At 71.0% G+C, this 24,811-nt stretch carries 24 protein-coding genes and 1 pseudogene; 16 read left to right on the top strand and 9 right to left on the bottom strand.

Going from position 1 to position 24,811, the window contains the following annotated elements:
- Positions 1-161: 161 nt before the first annotated feature.
- Positions 162-956, bottom strand: a complete 795-nt coding sequence (locus BN1197_RS07555) for an exodeoxyribonuclease III (RefSeq protein WP_040157820.1) — start codon at positions 954-956, stop codon at positions 162-164.
- A gap of 101 nt (positions 957-1,057) precedes the next feature.
- On the opposite strand from BN1197_RS07555, the gene BN1197_RS07550 reads away from it, so the two are divergent.
- The 3 genes from BN1197_RS07550 to pyrE all read left to right on the top strand — a co-directional run bounded on the left by BN1197_RS07550 (position 1,058) and on the right by pyrE (position 4,126).
- Entirely contained in the window at positions 1,058-2,677 is a 1,620-nt protein-coding gene (locus BN1197_RS07550) for a heparinase II/III domain-containing protein (RefSeq protein WP_040157818.1), read from the top strand.
- An 83-nt stretch (positions 2,678-2,760) separates the two neighbouring features.
- Positions 2,761-3,555, top strand: a complete 795-nt coding sequence (locus tag BN1197_RS07545; RefSeq protein ID WP_040157816.1) for an SDR family NAD(P)-dependent oxidoreductase — start codon at positions 2,761-2,763, stop codon at positions 3,553-3,555.
- A gap of 25 nt (positions 3,556-3,580) precedes the next feature.
- Positions 3,581-4,126: an orotate phosphoribosyltransferase gene (gene pyrE, locus BN1197_RS07540; protein WP_040157813.1), complete on the top strand. Its 546-nt coding sequence runs from the start codon at positions 3,581-3,583 to the stop codon at positions 4,124-4,126.
- A 75-nt stretch (positions 4,127-4,201) separates the two neighbouring features.
- Here pyrE and BN1197_RS07535 read toward each other — a convergent pair whose 3' ends face one another.
- Positions 4,202-4,882, bottom strand: a complete 681-nt coding sequence (locus BN1197_RS07535; RefSeq protein WP_040157810.1) for a DedA family protein — start codon at positions 4,880-4,882, stop codon at positions 4,202-4,204.
- A 166-nt stretch (positions 4,883-5,048) separates the two neighbouring features.
- Between BN1197_RS07535 and BN1197_RS07530 the strand changes: the two genes are divergently transcribed.
- The 4 genes and pseudogenes from BN1197_RS07530 (at position 5,049) to fbaA (ending at position 7,318) form a co-directional block, all read left to right on the top strand.
- On the top strand, positions 5,049-5,639 hold the full coding sequence (locus tag BN1197_RS07530; protein ID WP_052466186.1) for a TrmH family RNA methyltransferase: 591 nt from the start codon (positions 5,049-5,051) through the stop codon (positions 5,637-5,639).
- A gap of 3 nt (positions 5,640-5,642) precedes the next feature.
- Positions 5,643-5,768 (top strand): annotated as a pseudogene (locus BN1197_RS17995) (MGMT family protein); the annotation flags it as partial.
- Positions 5,769-5,817: 49 nt separating this feature from the next.
- On the top strand, positions 5,818-5,988 hold the full coding sequence (locus tag BN1197_RS17720; protein ID WP_245851857.1) for a hypothetical protein: 171 nt from the start codon (positions 5,818-5,820) through the stop codon (positions 5,986-5,988).
- 301 nt (positions 5,989-6,289) lie between these two features.
- Entirely contained in the window at positions 6,290-7,318 is a 1,029-nt protein-coding gene (gene fbaA / locus BN1197_RS07520; RefSeq protein ID WP_040157806.1) for a class II fructose-bisphosphate aldolase, read from the top strand.
- Between the two features lie 131 nt (positions 7,319-7,449).
- On the opposite strand, the gene BN1197_RS07515 is transcribed toward fbaA, so the two are convergent.
- Positions 7,450-7,968: an SRPBCC domain-containing protein gene (locus tag BN1197_RS07515; RefSeq protein WP_082043711.1), complete on the bottom strand. Its 519-nt coding sequence runs from the start codon at positions 7,966-7,968 to the stop codon at positions 7,450-7,452.
- Positions 7,965-8,294: an ArsR/SmtB family transcription factor gene (locus tag BN1197_RS07510; protein ID WP_082043728.1), complete on the bottom strand. Its 330-nt coding sequence runs from the start codon at positions 8,292-8,294 to the stop codon at positions 7,965-7,967. Before BN1197_RS07510 ends, BN1197_RS07515 begins: the two co-directional genes overlap by 4 nt.
- 227 nt (positions 8,295-8,521) lie before the next feature.
- Between BN1197_RS07510 and BN1197_RS07505 the strand changes: the two genes are divergently transcribed.
- Positions 8,522-8,929 carry a DUF3151 domain-containing protein gene (locus BN1197_RS07505; RefSeq protein WP_040157795.1) on the top strand — a complete coding sequence of 136 codons (408 nt, stop codon included), beginning with the start codon at positions 8,522-8,524 and terminating at the stop codon, positions 8,927-8,929.
- 255 nt (positions 8,930-9,184) lie between these two features.
- On the opposite strand, the gene BN1197_RS07500 is transcribed toward BN1197_RS07505, so the two are convergent.
- A complete protein-coding gene (locus BN1197_RS07500; RefSeq protein ID WP_040158134.1) occupies positions 9,185-10,612 on the bottom strand; it encodes an amino acid permease in 1,428 nt (475 codons plus the stop codon).
- Positions 10,613-10,754: 142 nt separating this feature from the next.
- Entirely contained in the window at positions 10,755-11,321 is a 567-nt protein-coding gene (locus tag BN1197_RS07495; RefSeq protein WP_040157794.1) for a hypothetical protein, read from the bottom strand.
- A 343-nt stretch (positions 11,322-11,664) separates the two neighbouring features.
- On the opposite strand from BN1197_RS07495, the gene BN1197_RS07490 reads away from it, so the two are divergent.
- Both BN1197_RS07490 and BN1197_RS07485 read left to right on the top strand, forming a co-directional pair.
- A complete protein-coding gene (locus tag BN1197_RS07490; RefSeq protein ID WP_040158133.1) occupies positions 11,665-12,954 on the top strand; it encodes an adenylosuccinate synthase in 1,290 nt (429 codons plus the stop codon).
- A gap of 25 nt (positions 12,955-12,979) precedes the next feature.
- The gene (locus BN1197_RS07485; RefSeq protein WP_040157792.1) at positions 12,980-14,806 is read left to right on the top strand and encodes a lysine--tRNA ligase; all 1,827 of its coding nucleotides are present in this window, start codon (positions 12,980-12,982) and stop codon (positions 14,804-14,806) included.
- A 101-nt stretch (positions 14,807-14,907) separates the two neighbouring features.
- Here the strand turns inward: BN1197_RS07485 and BN1197_RS07480 are convergent, their stop codons facing one another.
- Together BN1197_RS07480 and BN1197_RS07475 are read right to left on the bottom strand one after the other, a co-directional pair.
- Positions 14,908-17,151 carry a HelD family protein gene (locus BN1197_RS07480; protein WP_040157790.1) on the bottom strand — a complete coding sequence of 748 codons (2,244 nt, stop codon included), beginning with the start codon at positions 17,149-17,151 and terminating at the stop codon, positions 14,908-14,910.
- Between the two features lie 179 nt (positions 17,152-17,330).
- The gene (locus tag BN1197_RS07475; RefSeq protein WP_052466184.1) at positions 17,331-18,374 is read right to left on the bottom strand and encodes a helix-turn-helix transcriptional regulator; all 1,044 of its coding nucleotides are present in this window, start codon (positions 18,372-18,374) and stop codon (positions 17,331-17,333) included.
- 312 nt (positions 18,375-18,686) lie between these two features.
- Here BN1197_RS07475 and purD point away from each other — a divergent pair, with 312 nt between their 5' ends.
- The 3 genes from purD (at position 18,687) to BN1197_RS07460 (ending at position 21,423) form a co-directional block, all read left to right on the top strand.
- Positions 18,687-19,988: a phosphoribosylamine--glycine ligase gene (gene purD / locus BN1197_RS07470; RefSeq protein WP_040157787.1), complete on the top strand. Its 1,302-nt coding sequence runs from the start codon at positions 18,687-18,689 to the stop codon at positions 19,986-19,988.
- A complete protein-coding gene (locus BN1197_RS07465) occupies positions 19,985-20,893 on the top strand; it encodes a phosphoribosylaminoimidazolesuccinocarboxamide synthase (RefSeq protein ID WP_040157783.1) in 909 nt (302 codons plus the stop codon). The genes purD and BN1197_RS07465 overlap by 4 nt, the downstream gene beginning before the upstream one ends.
- 80 nt (positions 20,894-20,973) lie before the next feature.
- Positions 20,974-21,423, top strand: coding sequence for a phosphoribosylformylglycinamidine synthase subunit PurS (locus BN1197_RS07460; RefSeq protein WP_082043710.1), 450 nt, complete (start codon positions 20,974-20,976; stop codon positions 21,421-21,423).
- A 193-nt stretch (positions 21,424-21,616) separates the two neighbouring features.
- Here the strand turns inward: BN1197_RS07460 and BN1197_RS07455 are convergent, their stop codons facing one another.
- A complete protein-coding gene (locus tag BN1197_RS07455; RefSeq protein ID WP_040157780.1) occupies positions 21,617-22,411 on the bottom strand; it encodes a spermidine synthase in 795 nt (264 codons plus the stop codon).
- A gap of 41 nt (positions 22,412-22,452) precedes the next feature.
- Here BN1197_RS07455 and BN1197_RS07450 point away from each other — a divergent pair, with 41 nt between their 5' ends.
- From BN1197_RS07450 to purF, 3 genes are all read left to right on the top strand, one after another.
- Positions 22,453-22,833, top strand: coding sequence for a sterol carrier family protein (locus tag BN1197_RS07450; RefSeq protein ID WP_040157779.1), 381 nt, complete (start codon positions 22,453-22,455; stop codon positions 22,831-22,833).
- Positions 22,834-22,895: 62 nt separating this feature from the next.
- The gene (locus BN1197_RS07445) at positions 22,896-23,189 is read left to right on the top strand and encodes a hypothetical protein (RefSeq protein WP_040157776.1); all 294 of its coding nucleotides are present in this window, start codon (positions 22,896-22,898) and stop codon (positions 23,187-23,189) included.
- Positions 23,190-23,221: 32 nt separating this feature from the next.
- Positions 23,222-24,811, top strand: coding sequence for an amidophosphoribosyltransferase (gene purF / locus BN1197_RS07440; protein WP_052466182.1), 1,590 nt, complete (start codon positions 23,222-23,224; stop codon positions 24,809-24,811).

Below are 24,811 nucleotides of genomic sequence, written 5' to 3'. Positions count from 1 at the left end.
TGAGGCAAGCGGGCGCGACCCGTCGCGCGCCGGACATCACGGACGATTCGGTCAGCGCGGGCGCATCGTAGGGCGCTCGAGGGAGGCGATGATCGCAGCGCTCGCCGCGGTCATGCCCGATGGGGTTCCGCAGTCGGATCGCGGCCCGATGCCGCGCAGGCTCAGGCCTCGTCGGCGAGGTCGACGAGCACGGGGGCGTGGTCGCTCGCGCCCTTGCCCTTGCGCTCCTCTCGGTCGATCATCGCGCCGGTGACCCGGCGTTCGACGGCGGGGGAGGCCAGGGCGAAGTCGATGCGCATGCCCTGCTTCTTGGGAAACCGGAGCTGGGTGTAGTCCCAGTACGTGAACTGGCCCTCGGTGTGTGGGGTCACGACGTCGGCGTATCCGGCGTCGAGGACGCTGCGGAAGGCGGCGCGTTCGGGTTCGGAGACGTGGGTCTTGCCGATGAAGAACGAGGGGTCCCATACGTCCTCGTCGCGGGGTGCGATGTTCCAGTCACCCATGAGGACGCTCTGGGCGTCCGCGTCGTCGGCGAGCCACCCGGCCGCGGTGTCGCGCAGGTGCGCGAGCCAGTCGAGCTTGTAGGCGTAGTGCGGGTTGTCGAGGTCGCGGCCGTTGGGCACGTAGAGCGACCAGATGCGCACGCCCGCGCACGTCGCGCCGATCGCGCGGGCCTCTGCGACGGCGTCGGGCTCACCCCACGTGGGCATGCCCTCGAACCCGATCTGCACGTCCTCCAGACCGACCCGGCTGACGATCGCGACCCCGTTCCACTGGTTGAGGCCGTGCATCGCGACCTCGTAACCCGCCTCGATGAACGGGGCGAGCGGAAACTGCTCGTCCTTGCACTTGGTCTCCTGCAACGCGAGAACGTCGAGGTCGTGGCGTTGCAGCACGCCGATCGCCCGGTCGACACGGCTTCGGATCGAGTTGCAGTTCCAGGTCGCGATACGCACGGGCCCACCCTATGCCGGGTCGCCGACAAGCCTCAGTCGGCCGGGGCGCCGGCCGATCGGAGAGGCGAATCGACCGATTCGCCAGCTCAGGAGTCCTTTCGATGAAGCGATCACGCAGTCGCACCGTCGTGGTCGCTCTGCTCGCCGCGGCGGTCCTCGCCGGCACGGCGGCAGGCCCGATCGCCGCATCCGCCGACGACGGGACGGCACCGGATTCGGCCGTCGTCGCCGAGAGGTGGAAGGACGCCCGTTGCGGGGGCGCGAGCCGTACGCCCGTGCGCGACCGGGAGCCGATCACCGCCAGCGTGCCTCCGACGGCCCCGTTCACGGTGGGTCGGATGTCCGCCAATCAGTGGCGCAGGCCGGCCTCCTCCGACCCCACGTGGCAGATGCGGTTCTACAGCCTCGAGTGGATGAAGCCGCTGGCCAAGCGCGCGTTCGACGACCGTCAGAGGGTGGCGCTCGCGCAACTCGTCAGCCAGGTGGAGAGCTTCTACCGGCTCAACCCCGATGTGGGCTCGAGCCGGTTGGGGTGGGACGAGGGCACCTCGTTGCGGCGTCTGAGCACTCTGAGCTGCCTGTACGTGCTGACCGGCGACCCCCGCCTCGAGAAGCGGATGTCGGCGGAGACCGCGGTGTTGTTCGGGCCGCGGTACTACGGCCCGCCGCGTCATCCCGTGCACAACCACGGCCTCATGGCCAACCTCAACATCAAGATCGCGGGTGAGGTCGTCGGCCGCAGCGACTGGGTGAACCGTGCGGGTGCGCGCATGCGCGCGGAGTCGGGGATGGCCTTCACTCGCGCAGGCACATCCAAGGAGCAGTCCGCCTGGTACCACGTCGTCAACATGACGATGTGGAAGGACGCGGCGCAACGCATGCTGGCGGTCGATCCCACCGACGCCGCCGCACACCAGTTGATGGCGAAGATGGGTCAGGCCGAGGGCGTCGCGCGCTGGCTCACCGAGCCCGACGGTGACCTCGTCCAGATCGGCGACACGGGTCGGGGGCCGGGGGTGAAGCCGGCCGGCACGGAGACCGCGAAGGCCTTCCGCGACGACGAGGCCGGCCTGCTCGTCGGCCGGTGGTCGTGGCGGGATCCCGCGACGACGTACTACACCGTCCGCTACGGCCCGGGCCGGTTCGCCCACGGGCATCCCGACAAGGGGGCCGTGACGTGGTCGACCGCAGGGACGCGAGTGCTCGTCGGCCCGGGTTACTACTCGTACGACTGGAAGGATCCGTTCGCGAGCTACGCGCGGCTTCCGCACTCGCACAACATCGCCTGGCCCACCCGGGGCCGGTACGAGGCGGGACGGACGGCGACGTTGCGAGGTGCCGGATCGTCGGCCGGGATGCACTCGTGGAACGTCACCGACCGGGTGCACGGCATCGCCCACACCCGTCACCTACGTGTCGACGATCCGGCGCGCACGCTCGTCGTCACCGACACCTACCCGGCCCGCACGGCCCTTCGGCAGTCGTGGCATCTCGATCCGGCCTGGAAGCTCGTCACGGCGCGGGGTCGGACGCTCACGCTCACCCACCCCGACGGGCGCACGCTGCGGATCACGACGACGGGCACGATCGTCTCCCGGGTCAGGGGCGCGACGAGGCCGGTGGCGGGCTGGAACTACCCCGCGCCCGGATCGCGGGTGCCGGGCTGGGAGATCACCCTCGGTGGCAGCCGCGCGATGACGACGACCTTCGTCGTGCGCTGACGTGCGAACAAGGGCTCCGGCCGGCCGTCGAGGTGGGGGAGTGTCGCGGACGGGTGGGGACTCGCCGCTCTAGGCTCGAGGCCATGACCACTGCTCTCGTCACCGGCGCCAGTGCGGGCATCGGCCGGTCGTTCTGCCACGAACTCGCCCGAGGTGGGCACGACCTCGTGCTCGTGGCTCGCAACCTCGACAGGCTCGAGGAGCTGGCGCGGGAGGTCGAGACGGCCCACGGTGTGCGCACCGAGGTGATCGCCGCCGACCTCGCCACCGGGGAGGGGATGCGGCGCGTCGCCGACCGTCTCTCACAGGACGGTGATGGCGCGATCGACCTCCTCGTCAACAACGCCGGGTTCGGGCTCAAGACGGCGTTCTTCGACTCCGACGTCGCCGACGAGGAACGGCAGCTCACGGTGCTCTGCGAGGCGGTGCTCGTGCTCACCCACGCCGCGGGCCGGGCGATGATCGCGCGTGGTCGGGGGCACATCGTCAACGTCTCCTCGGTGGCGTCGTACGTGACGATGGGCAGCTACTCCGCGTGCAAGGCCTTCGTCACGACCCTCACGCAGTCGCTCGCGCTCGACCTGCGCGGCACCGGCGTGGGTATCACGGCGCTGTGCCCCGGGTACACGCACACCGAGTTCCACCAGCGGATGGGCGCGAGCATGTCGGCGGTGCCCGACTTCATGTGGCTCGACTCCGACCGGCTCGTGAGGTCGTGTCTGCGGGACGCGCGGGCCGGCAAGGTGATCAGCACACCCGGCGCGTTCTATCGCACGGCCGAGGCGATCACGGGAGTCCTGCCTCGCGGGACCGTTCGTGCCCTCTCGGCCGCGATGATGGGGCAGTCGGGGCCGTCGCGAGAACGCAACGGCCGCTGACCCCGGCTGACCTAATCTTGAGCGCATGACCGCACGCGATCAGCTGCTCGAGCTCATCAAGAACAAGGCCGTCGTCCACGGCAAGGTGACCCTCTCCTCCGGCAAGGAGGCCGACTACTACGTCGACCTGCGCCGCATCACCCTCGACGGCGAGGCCGCGCCACTCGTGGGTCGGGTCATGGCCGACCTCGTCGCCGACCTCGACTTCGACGCCGTCGGCGGCCTGACGATGGGCGCCGACCCGGTCGCCACCGCGATGCTTCACGCCGCCGCGGCGCGGGGCGAGCGGCTCGACGCGTTCGTCGTCCGCAAGGCCGAGAAGGCGCACGGGTTGCAGCAGCGCATCGAGGGCCCGTCGATCCAGGGCCGTCGGGTGCTCGTCGTCGAGGACACCTCGACCACGGGCGGGTCTCCGCTCACCGCCGTCGAGGCCTGCCGCGAGGCGGGGGCCGAGGTCGTCGCCGTCGCGGTCATCGCCGACCGCAGCTCCGGCGCCGGCGAGCGCATCCAGGCCGAGGCCGACGTACCGTACCGCTACGCCTACGGACTCGCCGACCTCGGGCTGGCCTGAGAGCCCCGGTACGTCATCGAGCCCCGCCTTCCGACGTGGAGGGCGGGGCTCGATGGCGTGTGGCCGCGGGGCGGGTCAGTCCTTGCGACGGGCGTCGATCGCGTCGCCGACCGCCTCGGTGCTCTCGCGGACGATGGCCTTGCTGCGGCGCTTGTGCATGACGAACTCGAAGACCATGGGCAGCACCGAGACGAACACGATGAGCAGGATCGCGGCCTCGAGGTGGTCGTGGATGAACTGGATGCCGCCGAGGAAGTAGCCGAGCAGCGTGATGCCCGTGGCCCACAGCACGGCGCCGACGGCGCTCCAGGTGAAGAACCGGGTGCGGTCCATGCGTCCGACGCCGGCGACCACGGTGATGAACGTGCGCACGATCGGCACGAAACGGCCGATGACCAGCGCCTTGTTGCCGTGCTTGTCGAAGAACGCGATCGTCTGGTCGAAGTACTTCTTCTTGAGGAACCGGCCGTCGCGGCGGTACAGCGGCTCGCCGATCGCCCGGCCGATCTCGTAGCCGACGACGTTGCCGAGGAACGCCGCGACCGAGAGGATCACGCACGCGAGCCAGATCGACATGGCGACATCGCCGCGGTGGATGAACAACCCGATCGAGAAGAGCAGGGAGTCACCGGGCAGGATCGGAAAGAGCAGGCCGCACTCGATGAAGACGATGGCCACGCTCACCCAGAAGAACTGGGTGCCGAACTGGGAGAGCAGGTACTGGGGGTCCATCCAGTCGGGACCGAGGGCAGGCATCACGGCACCAGGGTAGGCGGAAGAGCCTGGGAGTTCGCTGTGCGCGGGTCGGTGTCGGCGTTCTTCGACGCTGTGTCGGCTGGGTGTCGCCCGTAGACTCCGCGCCGTGGGAGCCGAGGAAGCCGAACGCGTCGTGGGGGTGGGGCCCTGGCCCGGTGGCCCGGGGATGTGGCCGCGCGGGGAGAACGGCGAGGTGAGCGCGCCGTACGACCCGGTGTTGCTGGAGCTCGGGGACTCCCGCAACGTCGACGACCGGTACCGCTACTGGAGTCACGACGCGATCGTCGCCGACCTCGACACACGACGCCACGAGTTGCACATCGCCGTGGAGAACTGGGAGCACGACTTCAACATCGGGTCGATCATCCGCACCGGCAACGCGTTCAATGTCGGCGCGTTCCACATCGTCGGCCGAAGGCGCTGGAACCGTCGTGGCGCGATGGTCACCGACCGTTACCAGCACGAATACCACCACGCGGAGGTCGCCAGGCTCCTGGACTGGGCCCGGGATGAGGATTACGCGGTCCTCGCGATCGACAACGTCCCCGGCAGCGTGCCACTGGAGACGTTCGCGATCCCACGCCGTTCGGTCATGGTCTTCGGGCAGGAGGGGCCGGGGCTCAGCGGTGAGGCGCTCGCCGGCGCCGACGCCGTGCTCCACATCAGTCAGTTCGGGTCGACGCGCTCGATGAACGCCGGTGCGGCGGCCGCGATCGCGATGCACGCGTGGATTCGCGCGCACGCCGAGATCGACTGAGACGTGGACGAGCTCGTCGTCGAACACGTGCTGCGGGCCGTGGAGTGCGTGCCGCGCGGCCGGGTGACGAACTACGGCGCGATCGGTCGGCTCGTCGGCATCGGGCCGCGCCAGGTCGGCGCGATCATGCGCGCCTACGGTTCGAACGTGCCGTGGTGGCGGGTGACGAACGCCTCCGGTGACCTGCCCGCGGAGATTCCTGCGTCGCGCCCGACCCCACTGGCTCGACGAGGGGATCCTCGTCAAGAAGAACGGTCGCGGCTGCAGTCTCGCCGACCACCGTGTCGACGAGGCCGACTGGGCCCGGGCGTACGAGGCCGCCGTCGCGGATCTGCCGCCGTTGCGCTGAGCCGGCGCGGGGCGCGACGGTTCGAGCCCGCGCAACAAAGACCGGTCAGTGCGGAGGGTCCACGAGCACGTGATCCCCTGACCAGGGGTGATGCCGACGAGGCTCGTTCGACCCGGTGGTCTGACCGGTCTTTGTTGCGCGAGATTCCCGGCCGGCGCCCCCCACCGGGTGTCCGACTCGGGACGTGCCACGAGAGCGCGGGTGCGGGCGGGGCCGGGCCGGATGACGGCCACTAGGATGGCATCAGCCCTGCTCCGCGCGCACCGGGCGTGGACGAGCCGACGACACTGAGGAGCCGACCGTGCCCATCGCAACCCCCGAGGTCTACGCCGACATGCTCGACCGGGCGAAGGCGGGATCCTTCGCCTACCCGGCCATCAACGTCTCTTCCAGCCAGACCCTCAACGCCGCGATCAAGGGCTTTGCCGACGCGAACAGCGACGGCATCATCCAGGTCTCGACCGGAGGCGGGGAGTACCTCTCCGGCCCGTCGATCAAGAACATGGTCACCGGGGCGCTGGCGCTCGCCGCCTACGCCCAGGAGGTCGCGAAGAACTACGACGTCAACATCGCCCTGCACACCGACCACTGCCCCAAGGACAAGCTCGACGGGTTCGTGCGTCCGCTGCTGCAGGCATCGGCCGAGCAGGTGAAGAAGACGGGGCTGCCGATCTTCCAGTCGCACATGTGGGACGGCTCGGCGGTGCCGCTGGAGGAGAACCTCGAGATCGCCAAGGAGCTTCTCGCCCTCGCCAGGGCCGCGAACATCATCCTCGAGGTCGAGATCGGTGTCGTCGGTGGCGAGGAGGACGGTGTCGCCAACGAGATCAACGACCAGCTCTACACCACCACCGACGACGCGCTGAAGACCGTGGAGGCCCTCGGCCTCGGCGAGAACGGCCGCTACATGGCCGCGCTCACGTTCGGCAACGTCCACGGCGTCTACAAGCCGGGCAACGTCAAGCTGCGCCCCGAGATCCTCAAGCAGTGCCAGGACGCGATCGTCGCCAAGTACGGCGACAAGGCGGGCGACAAGCCGCTCGACCTCGTCTTCCACGGTGGCTCCGGCTCCCTGCCGCAGGAGATCAGCGACGCGGTCGACTACGGCGTCGTCAAGATGAACGTCGACACCGACACCCAGTACGCGTTCACCCGCCCCGTCGCCGACCACATGTTCCGCAACTACGACGGCGTGCTCAAGATCGACGGCGAGGTCGGCAACAAGAAGCAGTACGACCCGCGTTCGTGGGGCAAGGCGGCCGAGGCGGGCATGGCCGCTCGCGTCGTCGAGGCGTGCGAGGACCTGCGCAGCGCCGGCACCCACAAGTGAGTCACGCTCGCTGACCTGGTGGAGCAATCCGCCGGAACGGACGCGGCCCCCCTCACCTTCTCGTGACGGGGGCCGCGTCGTGCCCCATGGGAACGGCAGCGGTGGGCGGCCGCGGGTTGTCGGCTGGGGTGTCAGCTCCCGGAGCCGACCATGGCGTGGCCGGTCTCGAGGTAGGTCTTCATGCCGGCGAGGATCCACGGCCAGCCGCCGCCGCCCTGGGCGGCGTCGCCGGTTCCCTCGACGTCCCGGGCCGTGTTCTGCGCGCCGGTGCAGTCGTGAGTGAGGGTGAGGGCCGTCAGTGGGCCTTCGTGCTCGGTGAGTTCCCAGGTCAGGGTCGTCTCCTGCTGGTGCCAGGCCGCGACCCAGGTCTGCACGAGTTTTCGAGGCGGGTCGACGGAGACGACGCGGCCGGTGATCGCGACGTCGCCCATCCCCATCTGCTTCATCTCATCGGTGGTGTGGCTGACGTACTCGCCACCCTCGCGGAGGTCGTAGTCGACCACGCCTCCGTAGCCGTACTTCGTGCTGTACTCACCCGTCGTGATGGCGTCCCACACGCCCTGCGCGGGAGCCTCGATGTAGATCCGGAAGACCTGCACCTCGGGTGCCTGCCGCTGTGTGCCGTCGTGCATGGTCGGGGTGTCGCTCATGGTGAATCCTCCAGGGTCCGTTTGAGTTCGGTGAGGGCGGTGACGTGATGCCCCGTGTACTTGTCGATCCAGCGGTCGTGGATGAGGCGGATGGGGACGGGGTTGAGGTGATGCAGCTTGGTCCGTCCCTGCCTGCGGGTGGTGATCAGCCCGGCGTCCTCGAGGATGCGCAGGTGCTTGGCGACGCCGTGGCGTGTCATTTCGGTGCGCGCGACGACGACGGCCTCCAGATCGCTCTGGCTCTGTCCGTCGTTCTGGAAGAGGGCGTCGAGGAGCAGCCGCCGCGTCGGGTCGGCGAGCGCCTTGAACACCAGGTCGTCGTCCACGCCACGACGGTAGGTGACCAAAAGGTCACGTGTCAATGGTGAGGATTCAGCGGTCGGTGAGGGGCCGCTGCGTCGGATGATCGGGCCTGGCGCGTCGTGTTCGTGGCCCTGGTCGACGTGGCGGGTGGTCGCGCGGCCGTCATCCGGGAGACCATGGGAAGACAGCACAGCCCGAATCGGCCACGCTGCCGAGCAATTCGCCCTCAGCCGACAGTCCAGGAGGACGCATGACCCACGAGAATCTGCTGGAGCCGCCGGAGACGCTGCTCGACGTCGACCCGGCCGCGGCCGAGTTGCTGTCGGGAGCCGACGCCGCGATCACCGCCGGCCGGTATCCTCAGTCGGCGCTCGCGTGGGCGACGCTCGCCGAGGCCGCGCTCGCGATGGGGTTCACCGTCGAGGCGTACGCCTACGCCCGCACCGGATACCACCGCAGCCTCGACCAGCTCCGCCGCGCCGGATGGAAGGGCGCCGGTCCGGTGCCGTGGCGCCACGAGCCCAACCAGGGCTTCCTCCGCAGCGTCGCCGCCCTCGCCCGCGCCGCCGCCCAGATCGGTGAAGAGGACGAGCGAGTGCGCTGCGAACAGTTCCTCCGCGACTCCAGCCCCGAGGCGGCCGACGCCCTCGGCTTCTGACCCGCCCGCTCGCGCCGCGCCCGTGCGCGTCGCCCGCGCACGTCACGCCCGGGCGCGTGGCGCCCGTGTGCGTCACGCCCGCGCGTGCCGCGCCCGTGCGTGTCGCGTCCGCACGCGTCGCGCCGGCTCGAACCGATCGCTCGGACAGGCTCTTTCACCACCCCTGGCTTCGCTGAGGGGTGGTGAAAGAGCCTGTCCGAGCGGGGGGCGGGCGGGTGCTCGTGGTCAGGCGGTGGGGCGGAGGGATGCTGGTGGTCAGGCGGTGGGGCGGCCGGTGCGGTCCTCGAGGATCGGGCGGGCGCGGCCGTGCCCTCGGACTCCGAGCAGGTAGGCCGCGACGAGGAGCAGGACCCACACGGCGCCGACGTAGAAGGCGACGCGGGTGTCGGGGAACCACGCGATGACCCCGATGACGACGAGCATGAACGCCACGGCGAGCCAAGACGCGACCGGCCACAACGGCACGCGGTACTCCGACTCCGGCAGGCGTTCGCGGGCGATCTCGCGCCGCATCGCGATGTGGGAGAACAGGATCATCAACCACACGAGCACGGTGGCGAACGTCGCGATCGAGGCGATGAGCAGGAAGACGTCCTCCGGGATGACCGCGTTGAGCACCGCACCGACGGCGAGGGCGCCACACATGACGAGCACGGTGAGCCACGGAACTCCGTGGCGGGACACCGAGGCGAAGGCCGCAGGCGCCTGTCCCTGACGAGCCAGGCCGTAGAGCATGCGACCCGCGCCGAAGGTGTCGGAGTTGATCGCCGAGATCGCGGCGGTGACGACGACGAGGTTGAGGATGCCCGGGGCGTACGGCACGCCGAGTGCGGAGAAGATCTGCACGAACGGGCTCGCTTCGCCGGTGATCTGGTTCCACGGCACCAGCGACATGATGACGATCATCGTGCCGACGTAGAACAGCAGGATGCGGAACGGCACGGAGTTGACGGCCCGCGGGATGGCGCGCTTGGGATCCGCCGCCTCGCCGGCGGTGATGCCGACGCTCTCGACGCCGCCGAACGCGAAGACGACGATGGCGAGTGCGGCGATCACTCCGGCCGCGCCGTTGGGGGCGAAACCGTCGTGCGCGACGAGGTTCTCCAGGCCGACGGGCGTGCCCTCGGAAAGGCGCACGCCCAAGATCATGAGCACGATGCCGCCGGCGATCATCGCGATGATGGCGCCGACCTTGACGATCGTCAGCCAGAACTCCATCTCGCCGAACACCTTGACGTTGCGGGTGTTGATCGCGCCGATGAGCAGGATGACGGCGACGACCCACACCCACCGCGGCGAACCGGGGAACCAGAACTGCATGTAGACGCCGAACGCGGTGACGTCGGCGAGCGCGACGACGATCATCTCGAACGCGAACGACCACCCCGTGACGAACCCGGCGAACGGGCCGAGGTAGCGCGCCGCGTACTGACCGAAGGAGCCGGAGACCGGGTGTCGCACGGCCATCTCGCCCAGCGCGCGCATGACCATGTAGACGGCCGCGCCCGCGACGAGGTAGGCGGCGATGACCGCCGGACCGGCCTTCTGGATCGCGGCGGCGGAGCCGTAGAAGAGGCCGGTGCCGATGGCCGAGCCGAGCGCGATGAACGTGATGTGCCGCAGGCTCAGGCCGCGGGCCAGTTCCGTCGTCTCCTCACCGCCCGGCCGATCGGCCGGGGGCAGACCGTCGGGGTGTGATTCTGGTGCGGCCACGAGACACTCCTCGTCGAGCAAGAGCAGCGGTGCGACCGGCGCCCGAATCGACCGCCGGTCGCGTGTTCCCGCGCAGCCTATGCGTCGAGGAGTGTCGGCATCGTCGTCGGCGTCAGGAGATCTTGATGCCGGTGATGCCGCCGGTCTTGCCGGCCTTGACGGTCGCGAGGTCGAAGGTCAGCGTGACGCGTTTGCCGTCCTCGGTGGTGTAGCTGCACATGTCCCCGTCGCAGGCCACGCGCAGCAGCTCCCCGGCGGGAGGCGTCGAGCTCGCCTGGGCGCGGGCGTTGCGGGAGACGTACTTCGCGACCGTCGCGTGATCGCCGCGTGCCCAGGCGTTGACCGCGGCGTCGCCGTAGTCCTCCGGGCTCTTCTCGGGAACGGTCGAGCCCGCGTTGCCGCCGGCGGGGGTCTTGCGGTCCTTCGGGGCCTGGCTGTTCGTGACGACGGTCGAATCCGGTGTCGGGGAACTCGTGGCCGAGCGCGTCGCCGTGGCCGAGAAGGTCGTCTCCGCCGACGGCGTCGGTTCGCTCGTCGCGGCCGTGCTCGTCGTGGCCGTCACCGGCGTCGTCGGCAGGGCGGAGGTGGCGCCGGTCGTCGTCGGCTCCTGGTTCTGGCCGCAACCGGCGAGAACGGCGCAGACCGCGGCGGTGGCGGCGAGGGTGCGACGGACGGTCATGGCAGGGACTCCTCGAAGGTCGGATGGACACCGGGGCGTTGCCGCGGTGCTCGTGAGACACAGGTCCACTCGTCTCTCTTCGGCTCGATCATCCTCGATCTGAAGGAAATTGAGCGAGAACCCGCGGGTTTTCCCGGCGTGGCGCGCGAGGCGGGGTGTTCGCCACGAGTCGTGGTGGCCGTCCGCCCACCGGCAGCGACCGGAGCGCGCGGCTTGGGTTCTCGCCCTCGTGGGCGTGTCGGCGGGAGGCGGTAGGCTCGTCGGGTACGGGCCCGGGCGTGATGCCAGGGCTCGTCGCACGAGGCGAACGCGCACATCGAGAATCGGGAAGTGGGTGGCGACGATGCCGGCGATCGTGCTGGTCGGAGCCCAGTGGGGCGACGAGGGCAAGGGCAAGGCGACCGATCTGCTCGGCAAGGACGTCGACTACGTCGTCAAGTTCAACGGCGGCAACAACGCCGGGCACACCGTCGTCGTCGGCGGCGAGAAGTACGCCCTGCACCTGCTGCCCAGCGGCATCCTCACCCCGGGTGTCACCCCGGTCATCGCCAACGGCGTCGTCGTCGACCTCGAGGTGCTGTTCCACGAGCTCGAGGCGTTGTCGGCCCGCGGGGTCGACTGCAGCCGGCTGCGCATCAGCGCCAACGCGCACGTCATCCCCTCGTACAACCGCACGCTCGACAAGGTCACCGAGCGGTTCCTCGGCAAGCGCCGGCTCGGCACGACCGGACGCGGCATCGGCCCGACGTACGCCGACAAGATGAACCGCGTCGGCATCCGCATGCAGGATCTGTTCGACGAGTCGATCCTGCGGCAGAAGGTCGAGGCGGCCCTCGAGGTCAAGAACCACCTGCTCGTCAAGATCTACAACCGTCGCGCGGTCGCGGTCGAGGAGGTCGTCGCCGAGCTGCTCTCCTACCGCGACCGGCTGGAGCCCATGGTCGAGGACACCGGTTACGAGCTGTGGCGCGCGATCGAGGACGGCAAGACCGTGCTGTTCGAGGCGGGCCAGGCCACGATGCTCGACGTCGACCACGGCACCTATCCCTACGTCACCAGCTCCAACGCGACCGCGGCGGGCGCCTGCACGGGATCGGGTATCGGCCCGACGCTCATCGACCGGGTCGCCGCGGTGTTCAAGGCGTACACCACCCGCGTCGGTGAAGGCCCGTTCCCCACCGAGCTCCACGACGCCGACGGAGAACGGCTGCGCGCCAATGGCTTCGAGTTCGGCACCACCACAGGCCGCCCGCGTCGCTGCGGCTGGGCCGACACAGTCATCGGCCGCTACGCCACCCGCATCAACGGCGTCACCGACTACGTGCTCACCAAGCTCGACGTGCTCACCGGCTTCGAGACGCTGCCGATCTGCGTCGCGTACGACGTGAACGGCCGCCGGTTCGACGACATGCCGGCCAACCAGAGCGACGTCCACCACGCCGTGCCGGTCTACGAAGAGCTGCCCGGCTGGAGCGAGGACATCACCGGCGCACGTGAGTTCGAGGATCTCCCCGAGAACGCCCAGCGCTACGTGCTGCGTCTGGAGGAGCTCGTCGGCGCCCGCATCTCGGTGATCGGCGTCGGGCCGGGCCGCGACGAGATCATCCAGCGTCACCCCCTCCTCGACGACTGAACCACCGCAACCTGCAAGGACATCCATGACCGACACCGCCCCGCAGCACTCCGCTCCCGACCGCGCACCCCGGCGTGGCCGCGGCAAGAAGGAGAAGCAGGCCGAGGTCGACTGGGTGGCGCGCCTCGCCGACGAGGTCATCGAGACCGCCCACGGCCGCGATCCCGACCGCACGATCGTCTGTGCGTCCGGGCTCTCGCCCTCCGGCCCGATCCACCTCGGCAACCTGCGCGAGGTCATGGTGCCGCACCTGGTCGCCGACGAGATCGCCCGCCGCGGCATCGCGGTCGAGCACATCGTCAGCTGGGACGACTACGACCGGTTCCGCAAGGTGCCCGCCGGGGTCGAGGGCATCGACGACTCGTGGGCGCAGCACATCGGCAAGCCGCTGACCTCGGTCCCCGCGCCGCGGGGTAGCGAGCAGCCCAACTGGGCGGAGCACTTCAAGGCCGCGATGACCGAGTCGCTCGCGCGGATGGGTGTGGAGTTCCGCGGGATCGGCCAGACCGCGCAGTACACCTCGGGCGCCTACCGCGACCAGGTGCTGCACGCGATGGACAGGCGTCACGAGATCGACGACGTGCTCGCGCAGTACCGCACCAAGGTCGATGCGCCCGACGCCGGTGACGCGGCTCGGGTCGCCGAGGGCTCCGAGGGTGCCGACGACACCGAGGCCCAGGCCGCTGCGGCCGAGGGCAGCGGCGCCGCGAGCGAGGAGGACGGCGGCAGCGCGGCCGGCTACTTCCCGTACAAGCCGTACAGCAAGGCGTTCGGCACCGACGCGACACGCGTCGTGTCCTACGACGACGAGACCACCGAGCTCACCTACATTGCCACCGGCCCGAACGGCGAGCAGGTCACCGAGACGATGCGCCTCGACTCCGACTTCCACGGCAAGCTCGTGTGGAAGGTCGACTGGCCGATGCGTTGGGCCTACGAGGGCGTCGACTTCGAGCCCTCCGGTGTCGACCACCAGTCGCCGGGGTCGTCCTACGTCGTCGGTGGGCAGCTCGTCGGCCCGATCTTCGGCGGCCACCAGCCGATCGGTCCGATGTACGCGTTCGTCGGCATCGCGGGCCAGGCCAAGATGAGCTCCTCCCGCGGTGGGGTGCCCACCCCGGCCGACGCGATGCGCATCATGGAACCGGCGGTGCTGCGGTGGTTGTACACCCGCCGCCGCCCCAACCAGTCGTTCTCCGTGGCGTTCGACGCCGAGATCCAGCGGCTCTACGACGAGTGGGACGCGCTTGGACGCAAGGTGCGCACCTCCGCGGCGCAGCCCGGTGATCTCGCGATGCACGCCCGCGCCATCGGTACGGCGGCCGGCGAGCTGCCGAGCACCCCGGTGCCGGTGCCGTACCGCGCGCTCGCCTCGGTCGCCGACATCACCGGCGGCGATCCCGACCAGACACTGCGCATCGTCTCCGGCATGGTCGGAGACGACGTCGAGCTCACCCACCTCGACCAGCTCCGTCCGCGCCTCGACTGCGCCGCCACATGGGTCCGCACCCAGATGCCGGAGGAGGACCGCACCCGCGTGCGCGAGACCCCGGACCTCGAGCTCCTGGCCTCCCTCGAGCCGCACCGGCGCGAGGCGTTGGAGATGCTCTCGCAGCGGCTCACCGACGACTGGTCGCTCGACGGACTCACGACCCTCGTCTACGGCGTGCCCAAGCTGCAGGCCGGGTTCGAGGTGGGGGAGAAGAAGCTCCCGCCGGAGGTCAAGGCCGCCCAGCGCGAGCTGTTCGCCCTGCTCTACCGACTGCTCGTCGGTAAGGACACCGGCCCCCGGCTCCCCACCCTCCTGCTCTGCCTGGAGCCGGAGAAGGTCCGCAGCCTCATCACCCCCTGACCGACTCCGCCGAGACAGCCGCCGTTTCCGCCCTCACCGGCACTGCGAGCCAGGTCGGACCCCGATGCGGGCGGGAAACGGCGGCTGTCTCGGCGCGTGGATCAGGCCGGGCGCAGGACGTGCATGCGGTGGGCGGCCCGGGTGAGCACGACGTAGAGCACTCGGACGCCGCCGGGAGACTCCGCGACGATCTCGTCGGGGTCGACGACGACGGTCGCGTCGTACTCCAGGCCCTTGGTCGACAACGGATCGACGAGGACGAGCCGGTCGCCGACGCCCTCGCCGCCCGCCATCTCCGTCACCAGCGCCGCCATCTCGCCGGCCCAGCGTGCGGGGGCGATGACCGCGATGCTCCCGTCGACCTCGCTCGCGAGGGCATCGACCGACTCCCGCACCGCCGCGGCCAGCTCGGCCGCCGGCACCGTGCGGTCGACGGGCTCGACGCCGGTCTCGCGCACGGCGTCGGGAATGTCCGCGTCCGGGACGTGCTCGCGGATGACCTTCTCGGCGTACTCGAAGACCTCGCGCGCGTTGCGGTAGTTCGTGCTCATGTGGAACGAGCGCCGCGGGGCGGTGCCGAAGGCCGCCTCTCGCGCCTCGGCGGCCTCCGCGTGGTCCTCCCACGAGGCCTGCGCGAGGTCGCCGACCACGGTCCAACTCGCCCACCGGCCCCGGCGCGCCAGCATGCGCCACTGCATCGGCGAGACGTCCTGGGCCTCGTCGACGAGCACGTGTGCATACTCGCTCGGCGGATCGACGTGGCCACGAAGCAGCAGGTCGCGGGCGTCACCGTGGGACACCCGACGCGTCGGCGCGAGAGCCGTGTGCGTGGGGACGTCGCGTTCGGGCACCCCGATGCGCAGCGAGCGCTGGGCCTCGAGTTCGTCGAGCTCCTCGATCTCGAAGAAGCCCCGTTCGACGGGCACCTCCTTGACCTCGCCGAGGCGGGCATCGAGATCGTCGACGAGGGCCACGTCGGCGACCGACCACGTGCCCGTGTCGAGGGTCGTCCGCAGCGACTCGGCGAGGACCTCGGCCTCGTCGAGCGTGAGCACGCCGCGCGCGTACCGGCGGGTGCGATCGGAGTCGGCGAGCCACAGCAGCACCTCGCGTGGGTCGACCGGCCGCCACCACTCGTGGAGGAACGCCTCGACGTCGCGATGGTCTACGAAGGTCGCGATGAACTCCTCGCGATCGGTGTCGCCGTCCTCGGGGCGCCGCACCTGCGACCAGGCGTCGGCGGCCAGGGCCATCGTCATCGCGTCCTGCGAGGAGTTGCGGTGGTGGCGCCGCAGCACCTGCGCACGCACGCGGTCGAGACGCCGGGACTCCAGCCTGACCGGGCGTCCCGCGACCATCGCCCGCAGGGTCCGCGGTGCGCCGGGGATCGTGTCGCGGGAGGCCCGGGCGAGCACGCGCCGGACCCGCAGCGACCCCTTGACCGCGGCCGCTGCCGGCGGATCGACCCGTCCCGCGGTGCAGGCCTCGACGACGTCGCCGAGCGCGCGCAGCGACACCGACTCCTCACCGAGTGAGGGCAGCACCCGCTCGATGTACGCGGTGTACGCGGCCGACGGGCCGACGACGAGCACCCCGCCGCCCTCGAACCGACGCCGGTCGCTGTAGAGCAGGTAGGCGGCACGGTGGAGAGCGACGACGGTCTTACCCGTGCCCGGGCCGCCGGTGATCTCGGTGACGCCACGGGCGGGCGCGCGGATCGCCTCGTCCTGGTGTGCCTGGATCGTCGCGACGATGTCGCGCATGCGTGCACTGCGGCTGCGGCCGAGCGCCGCCATGAGCGCCCCCTCACCGAGGACGACGAGGTCGTCGGGCGCGTCGTTGACCATGAGGTCGTCCTCGGCGCCGACGACCCGGTCGCCGCGGCAACGCAGGACGCGTCGGCGCAGGACGTTCTGCGGGTCGACGGGGGTCGCCCGGTAGAACGCGGAGGCGGCGGGCGCGCGCCAGTCGATGACGAGCGGCTCGTAGTCGTCGTCGCGCACGCCGAGCCGGCCGACGTAACGCACCTCCCGGCCGTGGGAGTCCTCGAGGTCGAGCCGGCCGAAGACGAGCCCCTCGTGCTGACGCTCGAGATCGTGGCGGCGCTGACCCGCGCGGAACACGAGGGCGTCGCGGGCGAAGAGTCCCGACATCTCCTCGTCACGGATGTCGCCGGTGCGGTCGGTGCGGCCGCGGGCCAGGCCCTCGGCCTCGACGAGCGCCGCCCGTTCTCCGGCCTTGCGCAGCTCGTCGTAGACGCGGTCGACGTGGGCCTGTTCGTGCGCGAGTTCGCGGGCGAGGACGTCGCCCGCGTCGGCCTGGCCGTGCTCCCGCTCGTCCGTCATGACTTCATCGCTCACGAATCGCCCATCCCGCTCGCCAGAGGTCGCGCGCCCCGTGACCGTAGGCGCGAGCCCTCTAGTCTACGGGCGTCGGCACGCCACCCATGACCACCCTGGTCGCGGCCCGGGCGCACGAACGCATCACGGCCACCGGCGAGAAGACGCCAGTGAGCGCGCGGCGCTCAGATCCACCCGCGGCGAACCGCGAGCACCCCGGCCTGGAATCGCGTGGTCGCCCCGAGCCGGTTCATCAGCACCCGCACCCGTCGTTCGATGGTGCGCTGGGAGAGCCCGGTCTGGGCCGCCATCGTCGCGTCGGTGGCTCCGCCGGCGAGCATGGAGAGGATGAACGCGCTGTCACGATCGAGCTCGCCGAGGCTCTCCCACGCCATCGGCGTCGCGAGCTGCCACCACGTCTCGCACAGCCGGCGCAGCGCGAGCACCATGCGCAGGTCCTGCACGAGCAGGGAGCCGGCGCCCGAGGTGTCGTACGAGCTGAGGTCGACGACGGCGCAGGAGTCGTCGGCGACGATCACCGAGAACGGCAGCCCGCTGAGGAAGCGGTTCTCCTCTCCGCTCTCGACGCGCGCGAGCAGCACGTCGCCGGCGCGTGGGTGTTGCAAGAGGCGGCTGTCGAACGTCGTGCGCCGTCGCAGTGGGGTGCCGCTGCGGGTGATGAGGCGCTCGCGGTGCCAGTCGAGGTCGTTGCCGAAAAGATGGGCGGCCCGAGGGGAGTCGTCGTAGGCGGCCCAGATCTCCTTGGTCGCGGCCCCCGAGACCACCTGCACCGCAGCCCTCAGCTCGTCGGTGCTGCGCAGCACGGTCACCCCGTGCGTCGGCTCCTCCGTGGGCAGCCGACTGCTGTGGTAGAAGTGCGTGAGGTCGTCGGCGGCGTCCCGCAGGTAGGTCGCGCGGGCCTCGTAGCTCGTCGCGAGCGACGGTAGGGCCAGCTCGGGCGGGATCGCCTCCCACGTGTCCTGCCCGCTGGGGCGAAGGAGTCCGTTGCGGGTGAGGAACTTCACCGCCGGCTCGATCGTGTCGGCCGGGATGCCCGCGGCGATCATCTGCAGACGCGTGAGGTTGGGGCTGCGCACCGCGAGCATGTACATACGGGTGGCCTGCCGGTCGAGGCGGTCGTTGAGGGGCAGTGTGCCGATGGCGTCGCGGTAGGCGAGCGTCTCGCGCCGGTCGACAGCCGCGGCCGAGAGTTCGGCGTTCTCGCTCATGTCCTCCTCCTCGGGTCGCGGCGTCGTCGGCGGGGGCGCGAGGCCCGGGTGCGAGTCAGGTACGCGCACAGAGGGATCCGCGCAAGGAGCCACGATATCGAGGCGGCTCCCAGCGTGGGTGCGCGGGCGTCGGTCGGTCGCCCTCGGCGTGCACGAGGGGGGCGCTGGCCGCCGTCAGGTGCTCGTCGAACCGTGTCTCATCGTTCATAGGTTCGGCGCCGTCACCGCTGCGGCACCGGCGGAGAGGCATCGCACGGTCGGAGGCGGGGAAGCGAGACCGGGGTAGGTCGTCGAGCACTTAGGCTGGGGCGCGTGAAGGTCCTCGTCATCGGTAGCGGTGCCCGTGAACACGCCCTCGCCCTCGCGCTCTCGCGTGACCCCGCGGTGGAGGAGGTGCTGGCCGCACCCGGCAATCCCGGAATCGCCGAGGTGGCCACGTGTGTGGACGTCGAGGGCGGCGGTCTCGACCCCGAGGCGGTCGCGTCGCTCGCCGCCGAGCGTGGTGTCGACCTCGTCGTCGTCGGTCCCGAGGCGCCGCTGGTCGCCGGGGTGACCGACGCCGTCACCGCCCGCGGCATCCCCTGCTTCGGCCCGACGGCCCGCGCGGCCCGGCTCGAAGGCAGCAAGGCCTTCGCCAAAGGCGTCATGGAGGCCGCCGGGGTGCCCACCGCCGCCTCCCGCGTGTGCACCCGGGTGGACCAGGTCATGGACGCCTTCGACGAGTTCGGCGCGCCGTTCGTCGTCAAGGACGACGGGCTCGCGGCGGGTAAGGGAGTCGTCGTCACCGAGGAACGCACCCGCGCCCTCGCGCACGCCGTGCAGTGCCTCGAACGGCACAAGACTCCCGGGGAGGACGAGGCGCGGGTCGTCATCGAGGAGTTCCTCGACGGCCCGGAGATCTCGGTGTTCTGCCTCACCGACGGCGAGACCGTGGTTCCGCTGGCACCCGCACAGGACTTCAAGCGGCTCGAGGACGGGGGCCGTGGTCCGAACACCGGTGGCATGGGCGCGTACTCGCCGCTGGACTGGGCTCCGGCCGATCTCGTCGACGAGGTCGTCACGACGATCGCCCAGCCGACAGTCGACGAGATGCGCCGGCGCGGGATCCCGTTCGCCGGGGTGCTTTACGTCGGGCTCGCGCTCACGAGCCGCGGGTTGCGCGTCGTCGAGTTCAACGCGAGGTTCGGCGACCCGGAGACCCAGGTCGTCCTCGCACGACTGAAGTCGGGGCTCGGTCGGGTGCTGCACGCCGCCGCCCTCGGCGAGCTCGCTCGGGCCGAGCCGCTCGAGTGGTCCGACGATCACGCGGTCACCGTCGTCGTCGCCGCCCGCGGCTACCCCGAGGCGCCTCGCAAGGGTGACCCGATCACCATCGGCGAGGTGGGGGAGGCCGAGATCCTCCACGCCGGAACGCACGAGGCCCACGACGGGCTGGTGACCTCCGGCGGCCGGGTGCTCTCGGTCGTGGCGACCGGCCCTCGCCTCGAGGACGCCCGACAGCGCGCCTACGCCGCCGTCGCCGCCGTCGACATCCCCGGCTCGCAGCACCGCACCGACATCGGTCTGGCAGCGGCGCAGCACCGCGTCGCGCTGCCCGGAAAGGACGACGCATGATCGGCCGCCCCGACACCTACGACGACGCCCTCGACCTGCCCGGCTACGCGCGGGTCTACTCCGGCAAGGTGCGCGAGCTCTACGCCCCGCTCGACTCCGACGGCGCGCCGCGGGACGACGTGTTGCTCCTCGTGGCGAGCGACCGCATCTCGGCCTACGACTTCGTGCTCGACTCCGTCATCCCCGACAAGGGCCGGGTGCTCACCCAGCTCTCGCTGTGGTGGTTCGAGCAGTTCGCCTCGCTCGTGCCCAACCACGTCGTGTCGACCGACGTGCCCGCCGAGGTCGAGGGACGCGCGATCCTCGTGCGACGCCTGCCGATGCTCCCCGTCGAATGCATCGGTCGTGCCTACCTCACGGGCAGCGGCCTCGCCGAGTACCGCGAGACCTCCTCGGTGTGCGGCGTCCCGCTGCCCGAGGGGCTCACCGAGGCATCCCGGCTGCCCGAGACGATCTTCACGCCCACGACCAAGGCACCGGTCGGAGAGCACGACCAGCCGATGACGTACGCGCAGGTCGAGGCAGAGATCGGCGCCGAGCTGGCGGCGAAGGTCGCGGACATGACGACCTCGATCCTGCGGCACGGCAACGAGATCGCCGCCGCCCGCGGCATCCTCATCGCCGACACCAAGGTGGAGTTCGGCGTCGCGGACGGCGAGCTCGTGCTCGCCGACGAGGTACTCACCCCTGACTCCTCCCGCTTCTGGCGCGCGGAGGAGTACGAGGTGGGGCGCCCGCAGAAGTCCTACGACAAGCAGTACGTGCGCGACTGGCTCGCCTCCGAGTCGGGCTGGGACCGCCACTCCGGCGACGCGCCGCCCCCGCTGCCGGCCGACATCGTCGAGGCCACGCGGGCGACCTACGTGGCTGCCTACGAGGCCATCACCGGCGAGCGCTTCCGCTGATCGACGCGCAGCCGGCCGATAGGCTGGATGAGCCGGTCACCGGTCGGTCTCGTGTCGTCCGTCGAAGTGAGGGGATCGTCGTGGGAAACGTCGTCGTCGATGTCATGCCCAAGTCCACCGAGCTCGACCCGCTGGGTCGCGCCGTCACCGCCGAGGTGGCGGCCTCGTCGTTCCCACAGGTTCTCGGGGTTCGCCAGGGCAAGCGGTTCGTCGTCGCGGTCGAGGGGGAGGTGACCGACGAGGTCCTCGCTCTCGTGCGTCAACTCGCCGAGAAGTCGATGATCACGCCGGGCGTCGACGAGATCGTCTCGGTGCGCGAGGCGGGCGACGCCCAGAACCTCGACGACGACCTGGGCACCGACTGGGACGACATGCCCGAGCACTGGGGCGCCGGGGAATCCGACGTGCCGCTCGACGTGGCCCAGCCCTCCCGTCGTCCCGCGCCGGCACACCACGAGATCGACGAGACGATGCTCGGTCACGTCGAGGCGGGCTCGTACTACGGCCGCGCCGACGACGTGAAGAGCTGACCATCCGTCACCGATCGCCCTGAGGGCGCTGCCCCTTGCGGGCTGATCACCGCACCCGCCAGCGCCCCGGGTCGGGTGCGGCCGGGGAGGGCCTCGGGTGTCGGGGCGGGCTCGTACTACGGCCGCGCCGACGACGTGAAGAGCTGACCATCCGTCACCGATCGCCCTGAGGGCGCTGCCCCTTGCGGGCTGATCACCGCACCCGCCAGCGCCCCGGGTCGGGTGCGGCCGGGGAGGGCATCGGGTCCGCGTCGGTGAGAGGGCGTGCGCCTCTGGCCCAGGTGGCGACGTCGGTGCGCACGCCGGTGGGGAACGCCAGGCGCCGCACGGCTCGTTCCAGCTCCCGAACATCGAACTCGGACGCACTCGCCACGAGCACGACGTTGCCGTGCCTGCGCCCCTTGAGCACGTCGTGCGTGGCCACGAGCGCGCGGTGGGGGAGCCCGGCGCGGCCCGCGCTCGCGGCGACACGAGCGACGTAACGCAGCCCCGGCTCGTCCGAGAGGTTGGCGAGGAACACCCCGCCCGCGCGCAACACCCCAGCGGCCCGGGCGAGGAAATCCGTCGTCGTCACCCCACCCGGCACGCTGCCGCCGGCGAACGCGTCGAGGACGACGGCGTCGGCGCTGCCGCACTTGAGATCGGCGATCCCGGCCTCGCCCGTGGTGGCCCGCACGCGGATGCGGTGCCCGCGGGGCAGGGGCGCCTCCCGCCGCACGGCCTCGGTGAGCGCGGTGTCGGGCTCGAGCACGATCTGCGGTGAGCCGGGGCGCACGTGTTCGACGTACCGGGGCAGTGTCAGCCCGGCACCGCCGACGTGGGTGACGGCAATCCGCTGCGGTGGGGGCGGCAACAGCAGGTCGAGGCACGCCGCGAGGTGCGCGACGTACTCCAACACGAGGAACGCCGGGTCGTCGGGGACGTGCGACTGCGGATGACCGTCGACGAGCACGCTCACCCCGTACTCGTCGCGGATGAACTCGGCCATCCGCGCACGGTACCGGCACGGTCGTGGGGGAGGATGACGCCATGCCCAGACGCATCCGCCCCGCCGACGGTCGCGCCGCACTCGAGGCCTGGTGTGCCGACGCCGAGGCGCCACGTGCCGTGCGCGCGACCGCCGTGCGGTACACCCTCGAAGAGCTGGCCGAACGGGCTCCCGGACACTCGGTCGAGGTTCGCGTGCCGCCGTTCGGCGTCGTCCAGTGCATCGAGGGGCCCCGCCACCGGCGCGGCACCCCGCCGGCGGTCGTCGAGACCGATGCGCCGACGTGGCTCGGCCTCGTCGTCGGTGACCTCACCTGGGAGGAGGCGCTCGCCTCGGGATCGGTGCGCGCCGGTGGCGAACGGGCCGCACTGGAGGCGCACCTCCCGCTCACGACCCGACCGGACGCCGAGCGCGCCGGGTGACGCCGATCCCACGCCCGACGGCGCCCGTGGGGTCGTCGGAGGGTTCGTCTACCGTGAGGCGCATGGGCAGCACTGATTCACCGAGTCGATCCACCTCCGAGCCGGGAGGTCGAGCAAGCGGCCCGTCGCGCGGCGGTCTCTCCGTCAACTGGGCCGCGTTCATCGGCCTCGGGGTCGTTCTCGGCTTCGTCCTCGGTGGTCTCGCCCACCTGCTCGCGCCCGACGCGTCGCACGGTGGCGTGGTCTACGGCGCCCGTACCTCGATCCTCTTCATCGCGGCCTTCGGAGCCCTCGTCGGCGGGCTCGCCGGTGGCCTCGTCGGCGTCGTCGTCGACGCCCTGCTCTCACGGCGGTGAGCGCCTCATCCGCGTGTGGGAGACTGAGCCGCGTGCGACGCGGTGACGGACGGCTCAACCACGACATCCTCCCCGGCGAGGCGGGCCCCCAGGACGCGTGCGGCGTCTTCGGTGTCTGGGCCCCCGGCGAGGAGGTCGCCAAACTCACCTACTACGGCCTGTACGCCCTGCAGCACCGCGGCCAGGAGTCCGCGGGAATCGCGGCGAGCGACGGCCGACGCGTGCTGGTCTACAAGGACATGGGTCTCGTCAGCCAGGTCTTCGACGAGACGAGCCTCTCCCAGCTCACCGGCCACGTCGCCATCGGCCACACGCGTTACTCCACGACCGGCGGCAGCACGTGGGAGAACGCCCAGCCCACGCTCGGCGGCGACCAGGACCACACGATCGCGCTCGTGCACAACGGCAACCTCGTCAACACCCCCGAACTGCGCGAGATGCTCGACGGCTCGAACGAGTCCACCCGCCGTGGCGAGCTGAGCCGGGGCAACACGAGCGACACCGCCGTCGTCACGGCCCTGCTCTCGCAGAGCACGGGCGAGACCCTCGAGGCTCGCGCCCTGGAGGTGTTCCCGTCGGTGCGGGGCGCGTTCTGCTTCGTGTTCATGGACGAGCACACGCTCTACGCCGCGCGCGATCCGCAGGGCATCCGCCCGCTCGTGCTCGGACGTCTCGAACGCGGTTGGGTCGTCGCGAGCGAGACCGCCGCCCTCGACATCGTCGGCGCCAGCTATGTCCGTGAGGTCGAGCCCGGCGAGCTCGTCGCCATCGACGAGAACGGGCTGCGCACTCGGCGATTCGTCGAGGCCCGCCCCCGCGGCTGCGTGTTCGAGTACGTCTACCTCGCCCGGCCCGACACGACGATCAACGACCGCGGCGTCTACGACTCCCGCGTCGAGATGGGCCGCACCCTCGCTCGCGAGCACCCCGTCGAGGCCGACCTCGTCATGCCCACGCCGGAGTCCGGAGTGCCCTCGGCCATCGGGTACGCCGAGGCCTCGGGCATCCCGTACGGGCAGGGCCTGGTCAAGAACGCCTACGTCGGCCGAACGTTCATCGCCCCGAGCCAGACGATCCGTCAGCTCGGCATCCGGCTCAAGCTCAACCCGCTGCGCGACGTCATCAAGGGCAAGCGGCTCGTCGTCGTCGACGACTCGATCGTGCGCGGCAACACCCAGCGCGCCCTCGTGCGGATGCTCCGCGAGGCCGGGGCGGCCGAGGTCCACGTGCGCATCTCCTCCCCGCCCGTCAAGTGGCCGTGCTTCTTCGGCATCGACTTCGCCTCCCGCGCCGAGCTCATCGCGACCGGACTCGAGGTCGACGACATCTGCCGCAGCATCGGCGCCGACAGCCTCGGGTACATCTCGGAGGTCGGGATGATCGAGGCCACCCACCAGCCGCGTGAACGGTTGTGCACCGCCTGTTTCACCGGCGAATACCCCATGGAGCTGCCGGGTGACGCGACGCTGGGCACGTTCGTGTTCGAGCCCGGGGAGTCCACACCGTTGTTCCCCGGCAACCCGGACTCCTCGTCGGTGACCGTGCCGGCCGAGCACCACCCTCGCTCCGGCGCTTTCCCACCCCGAGGCCACCGCCACGCCCGGCGACCTCCCGACCGATGA

Source organism: Mobilicoccus massiliensis, from assembly GCF_000826525.2.
GTDB classification, from domain to species: Bacteria; Actinomycetota; Actinomycetes; order Actinomycetales; family Dermatophilaceae; genus Mobilicoccus; species Mobilicoccus massiliensis.
This window is presented reverse-complemented; position numbering and strand designations above follow the sequence as displayed.

What these genes read in the sequence shown, in the direction of transcription:
- BN1197_RS07530 (WP_052466186.1), top strand. Translation starts at nt 5,049, where the DNA reads ATGTGGCCGCGCGGGGAGAACGGCGAGGTGAGCGCGCCGTACGACCCG.
- BN1197_RS07490 (WP_040158133.1), top strand. Translation starts at nt 11,665, where the DNA reads ATGCCGGCGATCGTGCTGGTCGGAGCCCAGTGGGGCGACGAGGGCAAG.
- BN1197_RS07465 (WP_040157783.1), top strand. Translation starts at nt 19,985, where the DNA reads ATGATCGGCCGCCCCGACACCTACGACGACGCCCTCGACCTGCCCGGC.
- BN1197_RS07445 (WP_040157776.1), top strand. Translation starts at nt 22,896, where the DNA reads ATGGGCAGCACTGATTCACCGAGTCGATCCACCTCCGAGCCGGGAGGT.
- BN1197_RS07450 (WP_040157779.1), top strand. Translation starts at nt 22,453, where the DNA reads ATGCCCAGACGCATCCGCCCCGCCGACGGTCGCGCCGCACTCGAGGCC.
- pyrE (WP_040157813.1), top strand. Translation starts at nt 3,581, where the DNA reads ATGACCGCACGCGATCAGCTGCTCGAGCTCATCAAGAACAAGGCCGTC.
- BN1197_RS07515 (WP_082043711.1), bottom strand. Translation starts at nt 7,968, where the DNA reads ATGAGCGACACCCCGACCATGCACGACGGCACACAGCGGCAGGCACCC.
- BN1197_RS07505 (WP_040157795.1), top strand. Translation starts at nt 8,522, where the DNA reads ATGACCCACGAGAATCTGCTGGAGCCGCCGGAGACGCTGCTCGACGTC.
- BN1197_RS07535 (WP_040157810.1), bottom strand. Translation starts at nt 4,882, where the DNA reads ATGCCTGCCCTCGGTCCCGACTGGATGGACCCCCAGTACCTGCTCTCC.
- BN1197_RS07495 (WP_040157794.1), bottom strand. Translation starts at nt 11,321, where the DNA reads ATGACCGTCCGTCGCACCCTCGCCGCCACCGCCGCGGTCTGCGCCGTT.
- BN1197_RS07545 (WP_040157816.1), top strand. Translation starts at nt 2,761, where the DNA reads ATGACCACTGCTCTCGTCACCGGCGCCAGTGCGGGCATCGGCCGGTCG.
- BN1197_RS07485 (WP_040157792.1), top strand. Translation starts at nt 12,980, where the DNA reads ATGACCGACACCGCCCCGCAGCACTCCGCTCCCGACCGCGCACCCCGG.
- BN1197_RS07475 (WP_052466184.1), bottom strand. Translation starts at nt 18,374, where the DNA reads ATGAGCGAGAACGCCGAACTCTCGGCCGCGGCTGTCGACCGGCGCGAG.
- BN1197_RS07480 (WP_040157790.1), bottom strand. Translation starts at nt 17,151, where the DNA reads ATGACGGACGAGCGGGAGCACGGCCAGGCCGACGCGGGCGACGTCCTC.
- BN1197_RS07455 (WP_040157780.1), bottom strand. Translation starts at nt 22,411, where the DNA reads ATGGCCGAGTTCATCCGCGACGAGTACGGGGTGAGCGTGCTCGTCGAC.
- BN1197_RS07550 (WP_040157818.1), top strand. Translation starts at nt 1,058, where the DNA reads ATGAAGCGATCACGCAGTCGCACCGTCGTGGTCGCTCTGCTCGCCGCG.